This window comes from Streptomyces sp. NBC_00090, from assembly GCF_045160815.1.
Classification (GTDB): Bacteria; Actinomycetota; Actinomycetes; order Streptomycetales; family Streptomycetaceae; genus Streptomyces.
Window position 1 is genome coordinate 4,655,122 of sequence record NZ_CP108224.1, and the last position, 15,030, is coordinate 4,670,151.

Consider the following 15,030-nt stretch of genomic DNA (forward strand, 5'->3'; position numbering starts at 1 on the left):
GAACCCCACCGCGCCCCTGGTTCGACCCGGTATCGACCCTGACACCGTCTTGGGGCGACTCCACCCAGAGGAGGTGCGTCCGTCGCCGTTCCTCCAACCTGAGGCGGACCCCGGGTCGGGACCTGGGGCCGATTTGCCGGGCACGGTCCGCTTCTAGCGTGGAGGCATGACTCCGCCACCCTCTGGCCCCGTCTGCGCCGGCGCCTCGACGGCCGCCCTCGGCCACGTGCCGTACCCGTCGTTCTCCTCGTACGTACGGGCCCGCGGTCCCGTGCTGCTGCGCACGGCGCGCTCGCTGACCGCCAACCCCTGCGACGCCGAGGACCTCCTCCAGACCGCGCTCGCCAAGACCTTCGTCGCCTGGGAGCGCATCGAGGACCACCGCGCCCTGGACGGCTACGTCCGCCGCGCGCTGCTGAACACCCGTACGTCGCAGTGGCGCAAGCGCAAGGTCGACGAGTTCGTCTGCGAGGAGCTGCCGGAGCCCGCCGGTCTCCCGGAGCCGGACCCGGCCGAGCGCCAGGTGCTGCACGACGCGATGTGGCGCGCGGTGATGAAACTGCCGGAGCGCCAGCGCCAGATGGTGGTCCTCAGGTACTACGAGGACCTCAGCGAGGCCCAGACCGCCGAGGTGCTCGGTGTCTCGGTCGGGACGGTCAAGAGCGCGGTGTCCAGGGCGCTCGGCAAGCTCCGGGAGGACCCGGAACTGACCCCCGTACGGTGAGATCCCGGTGAGGAGCCGGGACGAAACCGCAGGAAGAGCGACTTCCGCCAGCGATCACTGGCAATTTACGTACTCCCGGGTAGTGACATACCGCGCGGTACGTGCGCAGAATCTCCACACCCTTTCTGCCACGTAGCGCCCACCGGGAGGACGCCCCGTGTACAGCACCATGCAGGACGTACAACTGACCGTGAGCCGCATCCTCAAGCACGGGATGACGATCCACGGGAAGTCCACCATCACCACCTGGACGGGCGAGCCCGAGCCGCAGCGCCGCACGTTCGCAGAGGCCGGAGCCCGCGCGCACCAGCTGGCCAACGCCCTGCGCGACGAACTCGGGGTCACCGGCGACCAGCGGGTCGCCACCCTCATGTGGAACAACTCCGAGCACGTCGAGGCGTACTTCGCGATCCCCTCCATGGGCGCGGTCCTCCACACCCTCAACCTCCGGCTTCCCCCCGAGCAGCTGGTGTGGATCGTCAACCACGCCGCCGACCGGGTCGTGATCGTCAACGGCTCCCTGCTCCCCCTCCTCGTCCCGCTGCTCCCGCACCTGCCGACGGTCGAGCACGTCGTCGTCGCGGGCCCCGGGGACCGTTCCGCGCTGGAGGGCGTCGCGCCGCGCGTGCACGACTACGAGGAGCTGATCGCCGGCCGCCCGACCACGTACGACTGGCCCGAGCTGGACGAGCGCTCCGCCGCGGCCATGTGTTACACCTCCGGCACCACCGGCGACCCGAAGGGCGTCGTCTACTCGCACCGCTCGATCTACCTGCACTCCATGCAGGTGAACATGGCCGAGTCGATGGCCCTGACGGACAAGGACACGACCCTTGTCGTCGTGCCGCAGTTCCACGTCAACGCCTGGGGCCTCCCGCACGCCACCTTCATGACCGGCATCAACATGCTCATGCCGGACCGCTTCCTCCAGCCGGCCCCGCTCGCCGACATGATCGAGCGCGAGCGGCCGAGCCACGCGGCCGCCGTCCCCACCATCTGGCAGGGCCTGCTCGCCGAGGTCACCGCGAACCCCCGCGACCTCTCCTCGATGACCCAGGTGACCATCGGCGGCGCGGCCTGTCCGCCCTCCCTCATGGAGGCGTACGACCGGCTCGGCGTCCGTCTCTGCCACGCCTGGGGCATGACCGAGACCTCGCCGCTGGGCACGATGGCCCACCCGCCGGCCGGTCTGAGCGCCGAGGAGGAGTGGCCGTACCGGGTCACGCAGGGACGTTTCCCCGCCGGTGTCGAGGCGCGGCTCGTCGGCCCCGCCGGCGAGCACCTGCCCTGGGACGGCGAGTCGGCGGGTGAGCTGGAGGTGCGCGGCACCTGGATCGCGGGCTCGTACTTCGGCGGCGCCGACGGCGAGGAGATCCGGCCGGCCGACAAGTTCAGTGAGGACGGCTGGCTGAAGACCGGCGACGTCGGCGTGATCAGCCCCGACGGCTATCTCACGCTCACCGACCGGGCCAAGGACGTCATCAAGTCCGGCGGCGAATGGATCTCGAGCGTCGAGCTGGAGAACGCCCTCATGGCGCACCCGGAGGTCGCCGAGGCCGCCGTCGTCGCCGTGCCGGACGAGAAGTGGGGCGAGCGGCCGCTCGCGACGGTCGTCCTCAAGGACGGCGCCACGGCGGACTACGAGACGCTGCGGTCCTTCCTCGCCGCAGAGGGCGGCATCGCCAAGTGGCAGCTGCCGGAGCGGTGGGCGATCGTGCCGGCGGTGCCGAAGACGAGCGTCGGCAAGTTCGACAAGAAGGTCATCCGCAGGCAGTACGCGGAGGGCGAGCTCGAGGTGACCGAGCTCTAGCACCAGCCGAGGGACACGCGTACGGGGAGGGCCTGGCTCAGGCCCTCCCCGTACGCGTGTCCTGCCATCCGGCCATCCGGCCGGCTAGTTGGTGCCGATCTTCGCGAGCAGGTCGACGATCCGGGCCTGGACCTCGGTGCTGTTCGACCGCTCGGCGAGGAAGAGGACCGTCTCACCGGAGGACAGCTTCGGCAGCTCCTCCTCGTCGAGGTCGGCCGAGGTGTAGACGACGAGCGGGGTGCGGTTCAACTGCCCGTTCGCGCGCAGCCAGTCGATGATCCCGGCCCGCCGGCGGCGCACCTGCATCAGGTCCATCACGACGAGGTTCGGCCGGGTCTGCGTGGCCAGCGTGACCGCTTCCGTGTCCGTGGCCGCCCGCGCGACCTGCATCCCGCGCCGCTCCAGGGTGGCGGCGAGCGCCTCCGCGATGTCGTCGTGCTCCTCGATCAGCAGGACCCGGGACGGATGCTGCTCGCTGTCGCGGGGCGCGAGCGCCTTGAGGAGTACGGCCGGATCGGCACCGTACGCGGCCTCCCGGGTCGCCTGCCCGAGGCCGGCCGCGAGCAGCACCGGCACCTCGGCGGCGACGGCGGCCTGGCGCAGCGACTGGAGTGCGGTCCGGGTGATGGGCCCGGTCAGCGGGTCGACGAAGAGCGCGGCCGGGAAGGCGGCGATCTGGGCGTCGACCTCCTCGCGGGAGTGCACGATCACCGGGCGGTAGCCGCGGTCGCTCAGCGCCTGCTGGGTGGAGACGTCGGGCGCGGGCCAGACGAGCAGCCGGCGCGGGTTGTCGAGCGGCTCCGGGGGCAGTTCGTCGTCGACGGGCCGGGGCGCGGGCCGGTTGGCGACCTCGACCGCGCCGCCGGGACCGTCGAGCGGCTCGGGTCCCTCGGCGGAGCCCTCGGCGGGCGCTCCTATGGCGTAGGCGCGGCCCTCGGGGGCGGCGGGGGCGAGCCCGAGGGCGGCCTCCGCAGAGGACTGCGGGTGCGGCCTGGCCTCGCTCTCGGCCCCGGCCTCGGCCGGTACGGGGAGAGCGGCCGGGACCGGCGGGTCGACCTCCGGCGGGGTGGCGAGCTTGCGCCGCCGCCCGGAGCCGTTGGAGGGCGCGGGGGCAGAGGGTGCCGCCGGGGCGATGGGGGCGGCGGGGGTGTTGGGGACGGAAGTGGCCACAGGGGTCTGGGAGGCCTGAGAGCCCACAGAGCCCTGCGGGGCCTGCGGGGCCTGGAGAGCCTGTGGGGCCTGGGAGGCCGAGGGCGGCACGAAGGGGACGCCCTGCCCGAGCGTGCGGACGCTGAACGCCCGCCCCTGGGTCGAGTCCTTCGGCATGGGCAGCTCGGGCGGCAGCGGCACGGAGCCGGTGCCCGTCCCGGAACCGGTACCGCTCTGCGGCGCGGCGGGCGGCATCGCCAAGGGCGCCGGGGGCGCGACGGCCCGGCGGCGACCGCTCGGTTCGGGCTGCGGCAGGGGAAGCGGCTGCGGTGCGAGGTGCGGATGGGGCTGCGGGGGCGTGTGATCGGCGCCCGGGACGCCCCGTACGGCCTCGTGCTGCCCCTCGTCGGAGACCGGCAGTACCGCGGAGGCCGGAACGGGCACGGCGGCCTCAACAGGCGCATGAGCCGGAGCCGGAACCGGAGCCGACACGGGCGCGGGCATAGACACGGACCCGGACGAGGACACGGTCTCGGCCTCGGGCCGGTCGGCGTCGGCGGGCGGCAGCGCGAACGGCGTCCGGGGCCCGGCCTCGGCCGCGGCGGCCCGCTCCTGCGCGGCGGCGAGCGCCCGTCGGCGGCGCCCGCTCGGCCGGTCGGCGGGTACGTCACCGCCGGAGGCGACGGCGGGCAGGGCAAGGGCGGGACCGGGTACGGACGCGGGCGCCGGTGCGGCCGGGTACTCGGCGGCGGAGACCCCCTGCGGCGGCACGGCGGCCCCGAGCGCGGCCCGCCCCTGAGCGCCCTCGGCGGCGGTCACCACGGAGCCCTCGGCCGGACGGCCCCGGCGGCGCCCGGTGGGCTCGACGGCGGGACCGGAAGGAAGGGAGGGAGGCAGAGCGGCCACCGCGGAGCTCTCGGCGGCACCGTGCTGCTGGGCGGGGATCAGCTCGGCGTGACCGGACGCCTCTCCCGTACGGGCACGGCGACGCCCGCCGGCCTCGACGCCCTCCGGGGCGACCGAGCTCTCCAGGAACGCGTCCGTGGAAGCGCGCCGGGCCCGCCGGCGCCCGCCGCCCGAGGTCTCCGCGCCCGTGGCCTGCGCGGGCAGCGCCGGAACCTCCCGTACGCCGTCGCCCTGCGACTGCGACGGGAGCTGGTTCCTCGGCTCGGCGGGCGCGAGTGCGGGTGCGAGTGCGGGAGCGGACGTGGGCGCGGACGTGGACGTGGACGTGGGAGCGGGCGCGGGCGCGGGTGCGGGGACCGTGCCCCGCCCGGCCCCGAGCGGGACTTCGAGGACGTATGCCCCGCCGCTCGTCCCCGGCACCTCGTGGGTCTGCACGACACCGCCGTGCGCCGCCACGATCCCGCGCACGACCGGCCCGTGGACCGGGTCGCCGCCCGCGTACGGGCCGCGGACCTCGATGCGTACGACCTCACCGCGCTGTGCGGCGGCGACGACGATGGTGGAGTCGCCCGGCCCCGAACCCTGCGCGGCGGCCCGGTTCTTCCCGGTCGCGTCGACACCGGCGACATCCGCGACCAGGTGCGCGAGAGCCGTCGCGAGCCGGTCCGGGTCCACCTCGGCCTCGATGGGCGGCGCGTGCACGGCGAACTGCGCCCGGCCGGGCCCGATCAGCTCGACGGCCCCGTCGATGCCCGCCGTCACGACCCCGTCGAGGAGCGCGACCCGCCGGTCGAGCTCCTCCGCGCCCGCGTCCAGGCGCTGGTAGCCGAGGACGTTGTCCACGAGCGCCGTCATCCGGGCGTATCCGGCGGTCAGGTGGTGCAGCACCTGGTTGGCCTCGGGCCACAGCTGTCCGGCGTCGTCGGCGGCGAGCGCGCCCAGCTGGGTGCGCAGCTCCTCCAGGGGCCCGCGCAGCGACTCGGCCAGGACGGCGGTCAGCTGCTCGTGACGGGCGGCCAGCGAGGCGTACCGCTCCTGCTGCGTCTCCCGCTCCGCCGCGTGCCGTTCGGCACGGTCGGCGAGCTCGGCGGCGTGCTCCTCGGCGAGCTGCTCGTACGGCCTGCGGTCGGTGAAGGTCATCACCGCGCCGACGAGCTGGTCCCCGTCCCGTACCGGCGCGGTCGTGAGGTCGACCGGCACCCGGTCGCCCTTCTTCGCCCACAGCACCTGCCCGCGGACCCGGTGCTTGCGCCCGGACTTGAGGGTGTCGGCGAGCGGCGACTCCTCGTACGGGAAGGGCTCGCCGTCGGCGCGGGTCGCGAGGATCAGCGGGTGCAGCTCCTGGCCGCCGAGCTCGCCGGCGCGGTAGCCGAGGATCTGGGCGGCGGCGGGGTTGACGAGGACGACCCGGCCGTCGGTGTCCGTGCCGACGACCCCCTCGGCAGCGGCGCGCAGGATCATCTCGGTCTGTCGCTGCGAGCGGGCGAGTTCGGCCTCGGTGTCGAGGGTGCCGGTGAGGTCCCGGACGACGAGCATGAGCAGTTCGTCGCCGGTGTAGCCGCTGTACGAGTCGTAGGCCTCGCGGCCGTCCTCCAGGCTGGCGCTGGTCACCTCGACGGGGAACTCGCCGCCGTCCGTGCGGCGGGCGATCATCCGGGTCGGCTTGGTGCGGCCGCGCTCGTCGGTGCCCTCGGGGCGGCGCATGGAGCCGGGGATGAGGCGCGAGTCGAAGCCGGGCAGCAGATCGAGCAGGCCGCGGCCGACGAGTGCGGTGCCGGGGGTCTCGAACATGCCGAGGGCGATCGTGTTGGCGTTGACGACCGTGCCGTTGCAATTGACGAGCACGAGGCCGTCGGGGAGGGCGTCGAGTATGGCTGCGAGGCGAGCAGCGCCTCGGGATGGCCTGCTGCTCACGACGACGGTTCCTCCCTGACCCACTGCACGTGCTTGCCTGGCGGCAGGCGGGCCCCATCTTGCCCCTCGGGGCCGCGGCCTGTCACTGAGGGAGTCTAAGGGAGCCGCCGCCCGCCGTACCTGCGGTCACCCTCGCAAGCGTCGTCGCGAGCTCTTCGCGGCCGACCGCGGGGTTCACCGCCCGAGGATGGGGAGGACCGGCTGAAGGTTGTTCCAGCGGTCGATCTCGCAGCCGTTGACGCGGGAGAAACGCGCGTCGATCTTGCGGCCCTGCCAGGTACCGGTGACCTCCGCGACGGCGGCACCGCCGTACACCTGCGTGCAGAACGCGTCCCGGGGAACCGCCTTGAACGGGTTCGCGCCCTCCGTCGCGAGCTGCTCCAGCCGCCGACAGGCGTCCTCGGCGGCGGGGTGCGTCCCGCCGGCCTGGCCGTCGCAGGTCAGCTCGAAGGTGCCGTCGGCGGTCCGATAGCCGCTCTCGGAGATCGTCACGGTCAGCGCGTCGGGCGGGGAGAGCAGGGGCAGCGGCGGCAGGGAGCCGAAGCCGGCGGTCCCGGCGGCGGCGGTGGCGAGGGTCGCGAGGGCGAGTCGGCGCAACATACGGATCTCCAGGAGCAGGGGGTACGACGGGACGGCGGGCACGGGCACGGGCTCGGGGCTGGTGCGGGCACGAGCGCACGGTGCGTCCCGCCTCCTCTAACGCTCCGGGCGCCGAGGCGTTGCGCAAGCGGGGTGCGCCGGGTGGGCGGTGGCGTGCCCGGCAGGCCGGCGGGCGGCGCGGCCGGACTGACCCGGCGGGCGGCGCGGCCGAGCTGACCCGGCGGGCCCGGCAGACCCGCCGGACGGCTCGGCCGGGGCACGCCGGGCTTTGCCCTGGACCCCGGAGGGCTAGTACGGTGAGAATCGATTGGTGACAGCCGGTTCGCCTGTGTCATCATCTGCACGCACCACACGCGTAAGCGCGGGGTGCATGGAGGCGTCGCCTAGTCCGGTCTATGGCGCCGCACTGCTAATGCGGTTTGGGTCTTAAAGCCCATCGAGGGTTCAAATCCCTCCGCCTCCGCCCCTACCGAAGCCCCGGCCCACAAGGCCGGGGCTTCGGCCGTTCCCGGGCCCGGCCCCGCGCACGGCCGCGCACATCCCGGGCCCTTCCTGGCACCTCCCGGCCCGGCCCCGCGCACATCCCGGACCCTTCCCGGCCCTCTGCGCTCCTGCTGTGTGACCCCGGTCTCTTTCCCCGCGTTTTCGCCCCGGCCTGCCTCTCGGCGGCCCCTCGGCCACGGACTCCCCGATCGCCCTCGGTGGGGTGTTTTCGCAGGTCACAAGGGGTGTGGTGAATGGATTTCACAGGACGGCGGCAGTCATGTAATGTTCTTCCTGTCGCCGCGAGCGGGTCGAAAGGCCGGGGAGCGAAGACGGAAAACAAAACAAGCACTCGTAGCTTAACGGATAGAGCATCTGACTACGGATCAGAAGGTTGCAGGTTCGAATCCTGCCGAGTGCACACAGGTGAGAGGCCCGGACGAGAGTCCGGGCCTCTTGCGTTTCCTGGTCGTACAGCAGCGAAGTACAGCAACCGGCCCAGAGGCAGCCCGGTCCTACCCCGCGGGTAGCGTGTCCGCTCATGTCGCGTCGGCGGTGGGGACAAGGCGGCGCGTCCGATCGGGAGGGGCCATATGAGGTTCAAAGCTGGAGTCGCGGGCCTGACCGCTGTAGTGATGTCGGCCTTGGCGGGGTGCGGGACCCAGGCAGCCGCGGGTCCGGAAGGCACGGAACGAGTGGCGCCGGCTCGCACCGCTCCGCCGAGCACCGCTCCGGTGAGGGAGAACGTGCAGCTCGGTTCTGCGGAGCTGCAAGGCCGATGGTGGACGTGGGCAGCCTCGGAGCCCGAAGCGACCAACCCTGTCGCCGACACGGACGGAAGCGCGTGCGGACGCAATCAACCGCACGACGTGTGGTTCCTGGCCGGAACCTTCGGCGGTCAGGTCAAGCGCGCGTGCGAGGTTCCCAGCGGGCGTCCGATTGCTGCGCCTGTCGTCAATCTCGTCGGAGACCGTCAGAACTGTGAGGCCTACATGAGCAGCGCGCAGGGGACCGTGCTTCTCGACGGCAAGGTGGTCGAGCCGGAGACCTACAAAGGCGACTCGATCACGGTGGAAGGCGCTCAAGGTAACCCGCTCACCGGGGAGGAAGGGCGCTTTACAGCTACAGGGTGCGGCCTATGGGTGCAGTTGCCGCCCCTCGCTCCCGGGGCGCACTCCCTGAAGATCCGTGGACGGTCAGGCGACTTCTCGACCGGTGTGGACTACGCGTTGACCGTCGCCGCCTCGTCGGCCTAGGCGAGCCGGTCAGTCGTGCTGTGGAGCAGCCGGAGCCCCGGCAGGCGAGCGCTGAGGAGGCGTCGCTCCTGGGTATCCAGAAGGGCGCACTCGTGACGCACATCCGGCGGACGTTCTACAGCGATCAGGGGCAGCCTGTGGAGACGGCGGACATCGTCGTGCCGGCAGCACTGTGCGAGATCGTCTACGAGGTCCCCATCCAGCTGAGGAAGGTGAGAGGGGGGTGGGGTCCGAGCTGAGGGTCCCGAAGCGTGAAAGTTCAGGGGACCCCTGCCGTGCCACCCCCCCTTGGCCGCCGTGTTCCCCGCAGGAACATCGAACCGGCTCAACCTTGACTACGACGCTATAGCCGACCACTGACAACGCCCGCGACAGGTTGCATGCCATGGCTGACTCGCCCCTTCACTGCCCCGAGTGCGACCGCCCTATGGAGTCGAAGGGGTACGTTCTCTGCCTGCGCGAGGAGGACGGGGAGCGAGTCTGTCGCTACCTGTGGCGTTGCCCGGAGCGAGTTCTCTGGTGGCACTGGGCCGACCGCCAGGACGAGCTGCTGGAGCGCTGCCCCTTCCCCAACCTGGTCCGCTGACATTCGTGCGGCCTCTGACGAACCCAGGCTACTCGGCGGACAATGGCCGTATGACGTTGACGATCTGGGTCGATGACTGGCAGATCCAGTGCTGCGGAGAGAGCTTCGCGCCAGGGGATGTTGTCTCGTGGACGCTCCTGGAGGTCGATCCGGAGGACTACGCCGACATGGTCGGTGGTGAGCGCGCGGCGAGGATCGACTTCTGCGAGGAACACCACGGGCGGGACGAGGGGCATGCGCCCGTCCGGCTGGAAGTGTTGTCGGTGGATGAGGCGCACTGCCATTACGAGGTGCCCGAGGGCAGTACGTCCAACATCTACCATCCCGTGCCGGGCACGACCGTTCTGGTTCCGATCGAGGCGGCGGACGGGTGGGCGAAAGCGCAGCCGGGGGTGCGTTTCGTGGGATATCTGGTGACCGCCCGACGTGCCACAGACGTGCCAGGCGGTGCAGCTACCCGTCATGGTCAATGAAGGGCCGGAGGGACAGGCTTCTCGCCTGATTGCTGTACAGCAGCTCCGTACCGCAACCCCAGCAACCGTCCCCGTCCGATAGGCCCTCTCCGAGGACTCAGAACGGCCGGTATGGCCCCCGCTGACCGATCCGGCTAGAGCTACGGATCAGAAGGTTGCAGGTTCGAATCCTGCCGAGTGCACACAGGTGAGAGGCCTCGGACGAGAGTCCGGGGCCTCTTGCGTTGGCGGGTCAGGCCGGGAGCTCGGTGGCCGGGGTTGAGGTCGGGGTCGGGGCCGGCTGGGGATGGGGGCGGAGGACGTGGCGGCGGCGGGTCGGGATTCCGATGGTCGGGTTGGCCACGCCCCAGGCCGCGCCCTTGCAGATCAGCTCCTTGTAGACGGCGGCGAGCCGTCCCGTCAGGGCCGAGCGGACGGCGCGGTCGTCGGCGGTGACGTACTGGATCAGGCCGTCCCCGCGGCCGAGCGAGACGCACTGGTTGAAGTAGCGCATGGGCGTCTCCGGGACCTTCCCGCCGGTCAGGCGCGCCGCGATGGCGTCCGCGGCCTGCCACGCCATGGGGGTGCCCGTGGCGCACGACATCCGCAGCGGCTTCTCGCCGGGGCCCAGCGCCATGGCGGCGTCGCCGACGGCGTACACGTCGGGGTGCGAGACCGAGCGCATGGTCCTGTCGACCACGATCTGGCCCGTGTCGGCGATCTCCAGTGCGGTCGCCCCTGCGATCGGGTGGACCGCGAAGCCGGTGGTCCACACGGTGACCTCGGCCGGGACGGACCTGCCGTCGGCTGTGGTCACGCGGTCGGCCTCCACCGCGGTGACGGCGGCCTGTTCGTGGACGGTGATGCCGAGCCTGTCGACGGTCTTCCGCAGGTGTGCGCGGCCCTTGGGCGAGAGCCAGTCGCCGAGGTCGCCGCGGGCGGCGAGGGCGACGTCGAGGTCCGGGCGGGCCTCGGCGATCTCGGTCGCGGCCTCCAGGCCGGTGAGCCCGCCTCCGACCACGACCACGGACCCTCCGGCGCCCAGGCGGGCGAGGCGCTCGCGCAGCCGGAGCGCTCCGGGGCGGCCCGCGATGTCGTGGGCGTGCTCGGCGGTGCCGGGGACGCCCCGGCTGTCCCAGCCGCTGCCGAGGGCGTACACGAGGGTGTCGTACGGCAGTTCCTCGGTCACGGAGGCTTCCGCGGAGGTCTCCGCGGCGTGCTCGGCGGGCGTCGCTTCGGTCACCGTGACGGTCTTGCGGTCGACGTCCACACCGGTGACCCTCGCCAGCTTCAGTTCGACGCCGGTGCCCGCGAACATCTCGCCGAAGGGCCGGGGCCTGAGGTCCTGGCCGACGGCCAGCTGGTGCAGCCGGACACGCTCGACGAAGTCGGGCTCGGCGTTGACGAGGGTGATGGCGACGTCTTCGCGGTGCAGCCGCTTGGCGAGGCGCCCGGCCGCGATGGCACCGGTGTATCCGGCTCCGAGGACGATGATGCGGTGCTGCATGTCCGTGCTCCTGTCTTCCGCGGCTTCGTCCCTTGAACCGGGCAGCCCGACGTTTCCTGACAGGAGTGCGGTGTGACGTGGATCACATGAGATCAGAAGGCGTGGAGGAGCGGGGCCTCGTGCTCGGTGGCCGCCCACCGCCGGGTCGCCCGTTCGAGCTTGTCGGGGTTGACCTGGCTGCGGAACGCGGCGATGCCCTCGGCGTCGACCTCCAGGCACATGACGCCGACCACCCGGCCGTCGACGGCCACCACGACGGCGGGGGCGCCGTTGGCGGTCGTCGCCCACATGTCGGCGGAGCCGCCGACGAGGGCGCGCTTGGCCTCGCTGGGCTTGAACAGGCCCCGCATGAACTTCGCGACCGCGAGGGCGCCCTCGAACGCCTTGGCGCGGGCCGGGACCTTCCCGCCGCCGTCGCCGATCGCGACGGCGTCCTCGGTCAGCATCCGCACGAGCAGATCGGTCTGTCCGCTGGTGGCGGCCGCGAGGAACTCCTCGACGATCCGCCGGGCGGCGGCCTCGTCGATCTCGGTGCGGGACCTGCCGTCGGCGACGTGCTTCTTGGCGCGGTGGAAGATCTGCTGGCTGGCGGCCTCGGTCAGGTCGAGGATCTCGGCGATCTCCCGGTGCGAGTGGCCGAAGGCCTCCCGCAGCACGTACACCGCCCGCTCGTTGGGGGTGAGGCGTTCGAGGAGGGTGAGGACCGCGTACGAGACCGACTCGCGCTGTTCGGCGGTGTCGGCGGGCCCGAGCATCGGGTCTCCGGCGAGCAGCGGCTCGGGGAGCCACTGGCCCACGTAGGTCTCGCGCCGGGCGCGGGCCGAGGTGAGCTGGTTGAGGCACAGGTTGGTGAGGACCTTCGTGAGCCAGGCCTCGGGCACGTCGATGCGGTCCACGTCGGCGGCCTGCCAGCGCAGGAAGGTGTCCTGCACGGCGTCCTCGGCTTCGCTCGCGGAGCCGAGGAGACGGTAGGCGATGGCCTCCAGGCGGGGCCTGGCGGCTTCGAACCGGTCCACGTCGGTCATCGTCAGGGCCATGGCGGGAATCCTAGTCCGAGGGGGCCTGGCGGGCTAAGGTCTGATGATCGTTCTTTCTCTTCGCATGGTGGGGGCTGTGGCATGGCACTTTTCGGGAACGCGCACGCGATCGATCCGGCACAGGCGCAGCAGGACTTCGCGCGGCTGCTCGGGCAGGGGGAGCAGGTGCACGCCGCGTACCTGCTGATCCGCGACACGATCTTCTTCACCGACCGTCGCCTGGTGCTCGTCGACAAGCAGGGCATCACCGGCAAGAAGGTCGAGTACCACTCGATCCCGTACCGGAGCATCACGCACTTCGCCGTCGAGACCGCCGGCACCTTCGACCTGGACGCCGAGCTGAAGATCTGGATCTCGGGCAGCCCGGTGCCGGTGCAGAAGACCTTCACCAAGGGCGTCGACATCTACGAGGTGCAGGCGATCCTGACGCAGTTCGTCGCGAAGTAGTCGACGGCGGATCAGGCGTGAAGTAGGCGGCGAAACACGCAGGGTGGGAGGGCGGAAGGCCCCGGGGATTCCCCGGGGCCTTCCCCTTTTGGGTGAACCTGTCTGATTTGCATGTCAGTTGAATATGCCTTCGGTCTAACTTGCGAGTGGAGGTGATGTTCGATGGATGCGATCGACATCGATGACATGGTGTATGTCGCCACCGGCGCGCGGCTGCGCCGGCTGACCGCGCCGGACGGGACGCACTGGTTCCCGGTCGTGGACGTGGCGAAGCGGCTGGGGTACGCAGGGACGCGGGAGGCGCTGCGGACGGTGGAGCTGCCCGAGGAGTGTCTGGCGACGGCCGGGGAGCTCGCCGGGAGCGCCGCGATACTCGCCCGCAACGGGGTCCGGGCCTCGGTGCGGATGGTGAACGTTCCGGGGCTCGTCCAGCTCGTGGGCGCGTGCCGCAGACCTGAGGCCGGGCCGTTCCGGGCGTGGGTCGCGGAGGTCGTGGCGGCGGTCCAGCGGGACGGCGGCTACGGGCTCGAACCCTCGCCGGTCCGCCCCGGGTTCCTCCTGCCGCCGGACCTCGTCGACGTCCTCGTACGGCTGGAGGGGGAGTTCGACGAGCAGGCCGCCATGTACGCCGCCTGCGAGGAGTACACCGACCGGGCGGAGCTCCTCCGCGAGGCACGCGAGAACCTGGCAAGGGTCGCCGACTCCCTTGCGCGGCTCTCGCTGCCCCGCCAGCGCTCCGACTCCGCGGTCGTCACGCTCACCCCGCAGCAGCTGGTCGAGTCCTGGGCCATCACCGGTGACACGCGGACGGTCGCCTGCTGTCTCGCGCCCGCCCTCGTCCGTGGCGGGGTCCGCTACCGGCCCCAGGACGTCACCCTCCGCACCGGCCTGTCGGGCGAGCGCGTCCGGGACTGCGTGCGGATCCTCCTGGAGCGCGGCTGCATGCGGGAGGTCGGGCCCCCGGACCCGGACGGAGCCCGGATCTACGTCCTGCCCTGATGGGTTCTGCCCTTGGCCGGTCCTGCCCTTGGCCGGTGGGGCCGGCGGGGCCGGTGGCGGGAGTGGGGCTGGTGGTGGCGGTGGGGTTACCGGCCCCATCGCCACCACCCGGCAGGCCTCGGCGTACACGATCCCGCCCGGGGGCGGGGTCGGGGACCGGAAGCGGATGTGGCGGAGACTGGACACCACAGCAGCGCAGGGAGGCGTGGGTCGGTGGAGTGGTGGTGTCGGGGGATCGGCTGGGCCGGTGGCGTGCCGGGGCTGCGCTGGCGTGGCGGGCGCGTGAGCACCCTCGTGTACGGGCAGGAGCTCGGCTTCCGGGCCGTCGGGGTACGGCGGTGTCCCGGGGCCCGGGGCAACCCCTGCCCCCTGGAGGCCACCGTGTCCGGGCGGGCCGCCGGAGGGCGGTGCGGTGAGTGCGCGCGCCTCGACCGGGCGCACTCGGTCGCGGCGGACACCCTCCTGGACGATCCGCAGCCGTACCGCGTGTACCTCGCCTGGTTCGGGCCCGGGATGACCAAGGTCGGGATCACCGCCGAGGCCCGCGGCGAGGCCCGGCTCCTGGAGCAGGGGGCCGTCGCGTTCAGCTGGCTCGGGCGGGGGCCGCTGATGGCCGCGCGCCGGACCGAGGAGGTGCTGCGGCAGGCGCTCGGAGTCCCCGACCGGATCGCGTACGAGCGGAAGCGGGCCGTACGGCACGCCCTGCCGCCCGTCGGGGAGCGCGCCGCGGAGATCGAGGCACTGCACCGGCGCGCGGGGGAGGTCGGCGGGTGGACGGAGACCCTGGAGCCGCTGGAGTTCGCCCCGCGCGACCACGCCGGGGCCTTCCACCTCGACGGGCTGCCGCCGCTCGACGGGACGGTCACCGAACTCGTCGACGGAGGTGTCGTCACGGGGCGGCTGCTCGCCGCCGCGGGTCCCGATCTGCACCTCCTCGACCCCGGCGGGCGCTGTCTCGCCCTCGACACCCGGCTCATGGGGGGCTGGGCGCTCCGCGCCGCCGGGGAGGGGAAGGCGGAGGGAAAGGCGGAGGGGAAGGCTGCGGGGGAGACAGGGCGGGAGGTGTTCTCGGTGCCCGTGACGCCGGTGGCCGCCGTGGAGCCCGAGAGTGCCCAGGGCGAGCTCTTCTGACGCTTCGTAAAGTCTTGGATCCCTTTCCC

12 protein-coding genes, 2 tRNA genes and 1 pseudogene are annotated in these 15,030 nt (G+C 72.5%); 11 read left to right on the top strand and 4 right to left on the bottom strand.

Annotated features, from left to right (window positions below; translation table 11 throughout):
• Nucleotides 1–166: 166 nt before the first annotated feature.
• Entirely contained in the window at nt 167–724 is a 558-nt protein-coding gene (locus tag OG361_RS20750) for a SigE family RNA polymerase sigma factor (RefSeq protein ID WP_405855641.1), read from the top strand.
• 157 nt (nt 725–881) lie between these two features.
• Nucleotides 882–2,534, top strand: coding sequence for a long-chain fatty acid--CoA ligase (locus OG361_RS20755; RefSeq protein WP_405855643.1), 1,653 nt, complete (start codon nt 882–884; stop codon nt 2,532–2,534).
• Between the two features lie 84 nt (nt 2,535–2,618).
• Here the strand turns inward: OG361_RS20755 and OG361_RS20760 are convergent, their stop codons facing one another.
• Both OG361_RS20760 and OG361_RS20765 read right to left on the bottom strand, forming a co-directional pair.
• A complete protein-coding gene (locus tag OG361_RS20760) occupies nt 2,619–6,503 on the bottom strand; it encodes a PAS domain-containing protein (protein WP_405855645.1) in 3,885 nt (1,294 codons plus the stop codon).
• 174 nt (nt 6,504–6,677) lie between these two features.
• Complete coding sequence (locus OG361_RS20765; protein WP_405862364.1) at nt 6,678–7,103, bottom strand: SSI family serine proteinase inhibitor; 426 nt, start codon at nt 7,101–7,103, stop codon at nt 6,678–6,680.
• Between the two features lie 372 nt (nt 7,104–7,475).
• Here OG361_RS20765 and OG361_RS20770 point away from each other — a divergent pair.
• The 6 genes and pseudogenes from OG361_RS20770 (at nt 7,476) to OG361_RS20795 (ending at nt 9,901) form a co-directional block, all read left to right on the top strand.
• Nucleotides 7,476–7,566 (top strand) — tRNA-Ser (locus tag OG361_RS20770).
• A gap of 368 nt (nt 7,567–7,934) precedes the next feature.
• Nucleotides 7,935–8,007: transfer RNA gene (locus OG361_RS20775), tRNA-Arg, on the top strand.
• A gap of 313 nt (nt 8,008–8,320) precedes the next feature.
• Nucleotides 8,321–8,842, top strand: a complete 522-nt coding sequence (locus tag OG361_RS20780) for a signal protein (protein WP_405855647.1) — start codon at nt 8,321–8,323, stop codon at nt 8,840–8,842.
• Nucleotides 8,842–9,081 (top strand): annotated as a pseudogene (locus OG361_RS20785) (UTRA domain-containing protein); the annotation flags it as partial. The gene OG361_RS20780 and the pseudogene OG361_RS20785, both read left to right, overlap by 1 nt.
• Nucleotides 9,082–9,227: 146 nt before the next feature.
• Nucleotides 9,228–9,428 carry a dehydrogenase gene (locus OG361_RS20790; RefSeq protein ID WP_405855649.1) on the top strand — a complete coding sequence of 67 codons (201 nt, stop codon included), beginning with the start codon at nt 9,228–9,230 and terminating at the stop codon, nt 9,426–9,428.
• A 50-nt stretch (nt 9,429–9,478) separates the two neighbouring features.
• The gene (locus tag OG361_RS20795) at nt 9,479–9,901 is read left to right on the top strand and encodes a DUF6578 domain-containing protein (RefSeq protein ID WP_405855651.1); all 423 of its coding nucleotides are present in this window, start codon (nt 9,479–9,481) and stop codon (nt 9,899–9,901) included.
• 232 nt (nt 9,902–10,133) lie between these two features.
• Here OG361_RS20795 and OG361_RS20800 read toward each other — a convergent pair whose 3' ends face one another.
• Nucleotides 10,134–11,387 (bottom strand): NAD(P)/FAD-dependent oxidoreductase, encoded by a 1,254-nt coding sequence (locus OG361_RS20800; protein WP_405855652.1) that lies wholly within the window; start codon nt 11,385–11,387, stop codon nt 10,134–10,136.
• A gap of 92 nt (nt 11,388–11,479) precedes the next feature.
• Entirely contained in the window at nt 11,480–12,424 is a 945-nt protein-coding gene (locus tag OG361_RS20805; RefSeq protein WP_405855654.1) for an RNA polymerase sigma-70 factor, read from the bottom strand.
• 81 nt (nt 12,425–12,505) lie between these two features.
• Between OG361_RS20805 and OG361_RS20810 the strand changes: the two genes are divergently transcribed.
• From OG361_RS20810 to OG361_RS20820, 3 genes are all read left to right on the top strand, one after another.
• Nucleotides 12,506–12,871 carry a PH domain-containing protein gene (locus OG361_RS20810; protein ID WP_384569037.1) on the top strand — a complete coding sequence of 122 codons (366 nt, stop codon included), beginning with the start codon at nt 12,506–12,508 and terminating at the stop codon, nt 12,869–12,871.
• Between the two features lie 162 nt (nt 12,872–13,033).
• Entirely contained in the window at nt 13,034–13,870 is an 837-nt protein-coding gene (locus tag OG361_RS20815; protein ID WP_405855657.1) for a BRO family protein, read from the top strand.
• 213 nt (nt 13,871–14,083) lie between these two features.
• On the top strand, nt 14,084–15,001 hold the full coding sequence (locus OG361_RS20820; RefSeq protein ID WP_405855659.1) for a DUF2797 domain-containing protein: 918 nt from the start codon (nt 14,084–14,086) through the stop codon (nt 14,999–15,001).
• The last annotated feature ends 29 nt before the right edge of the window (nt 15,002–15,030 follow it).

What these genes read in the sequence shown, in the direction of transcription:
- OG361_RS20750 (WP_405855641.1), top strand. Translation starts at nt 167, where the DNA reads ATGACTCCGCCACCCTCTGGCCCCGTCTGCGCCGGCGCCTCGACGGCC.
- OG361_RS20765 (WP_405862364.1), bottom strand. Translation starts at nt 7,103, where the DNA reads ATGTTGCGCCGACTCGCCCTCGCGACCCTCGCCACCGCCGCCGCCGGG.
- OG361_RS20790 (WP_405855649.1), top strand. Translation starts at nt 9,228, where the DNA reads ATGGCTGACTCGCCCCTTCACTGCCCCGAGTGCGACCGCCCTATGGAG.
- OG361_RS20795 (WP_405855651.1), top strand. Translation starts at nt 9,479, where the DNA reads ATGACGTTGACGATCTGGGTCGATGACTGGCAGATCCAGTGCTGCGGA.
- OG361_RS20800 (WP_405855652.1), bottom strand. Translation starts at nt 11,387, where the DNA reads ATGCAGCACCGCATCATCGTCCTCGGAGCCGGATACACCGGTGCCATC.
- OG361_RS20805 (WP_405855654.1), bottom strand. Translation starts at nt 12,424, where the DNA reads ATGGCCCTGACGATGACCGACGTGGACCGGTTCGAAGCCGCCAGGCCC.
- OG361_RS20810 (WP_384569037.1), top strand. Translation starts at nt 12,506, where the DNA reads ATGGCACTTTTCGGGAACGCGCACGCGATCGATCCGGCACAGGCGCAG.
- OG361_RS20815 (WP_405855657.1), top strand. Translation starts at nt 13,034, where the DNA reads ATGGATGCGATCGACATCGATGACATGGTGTATGTCGCCACCGGCGCG.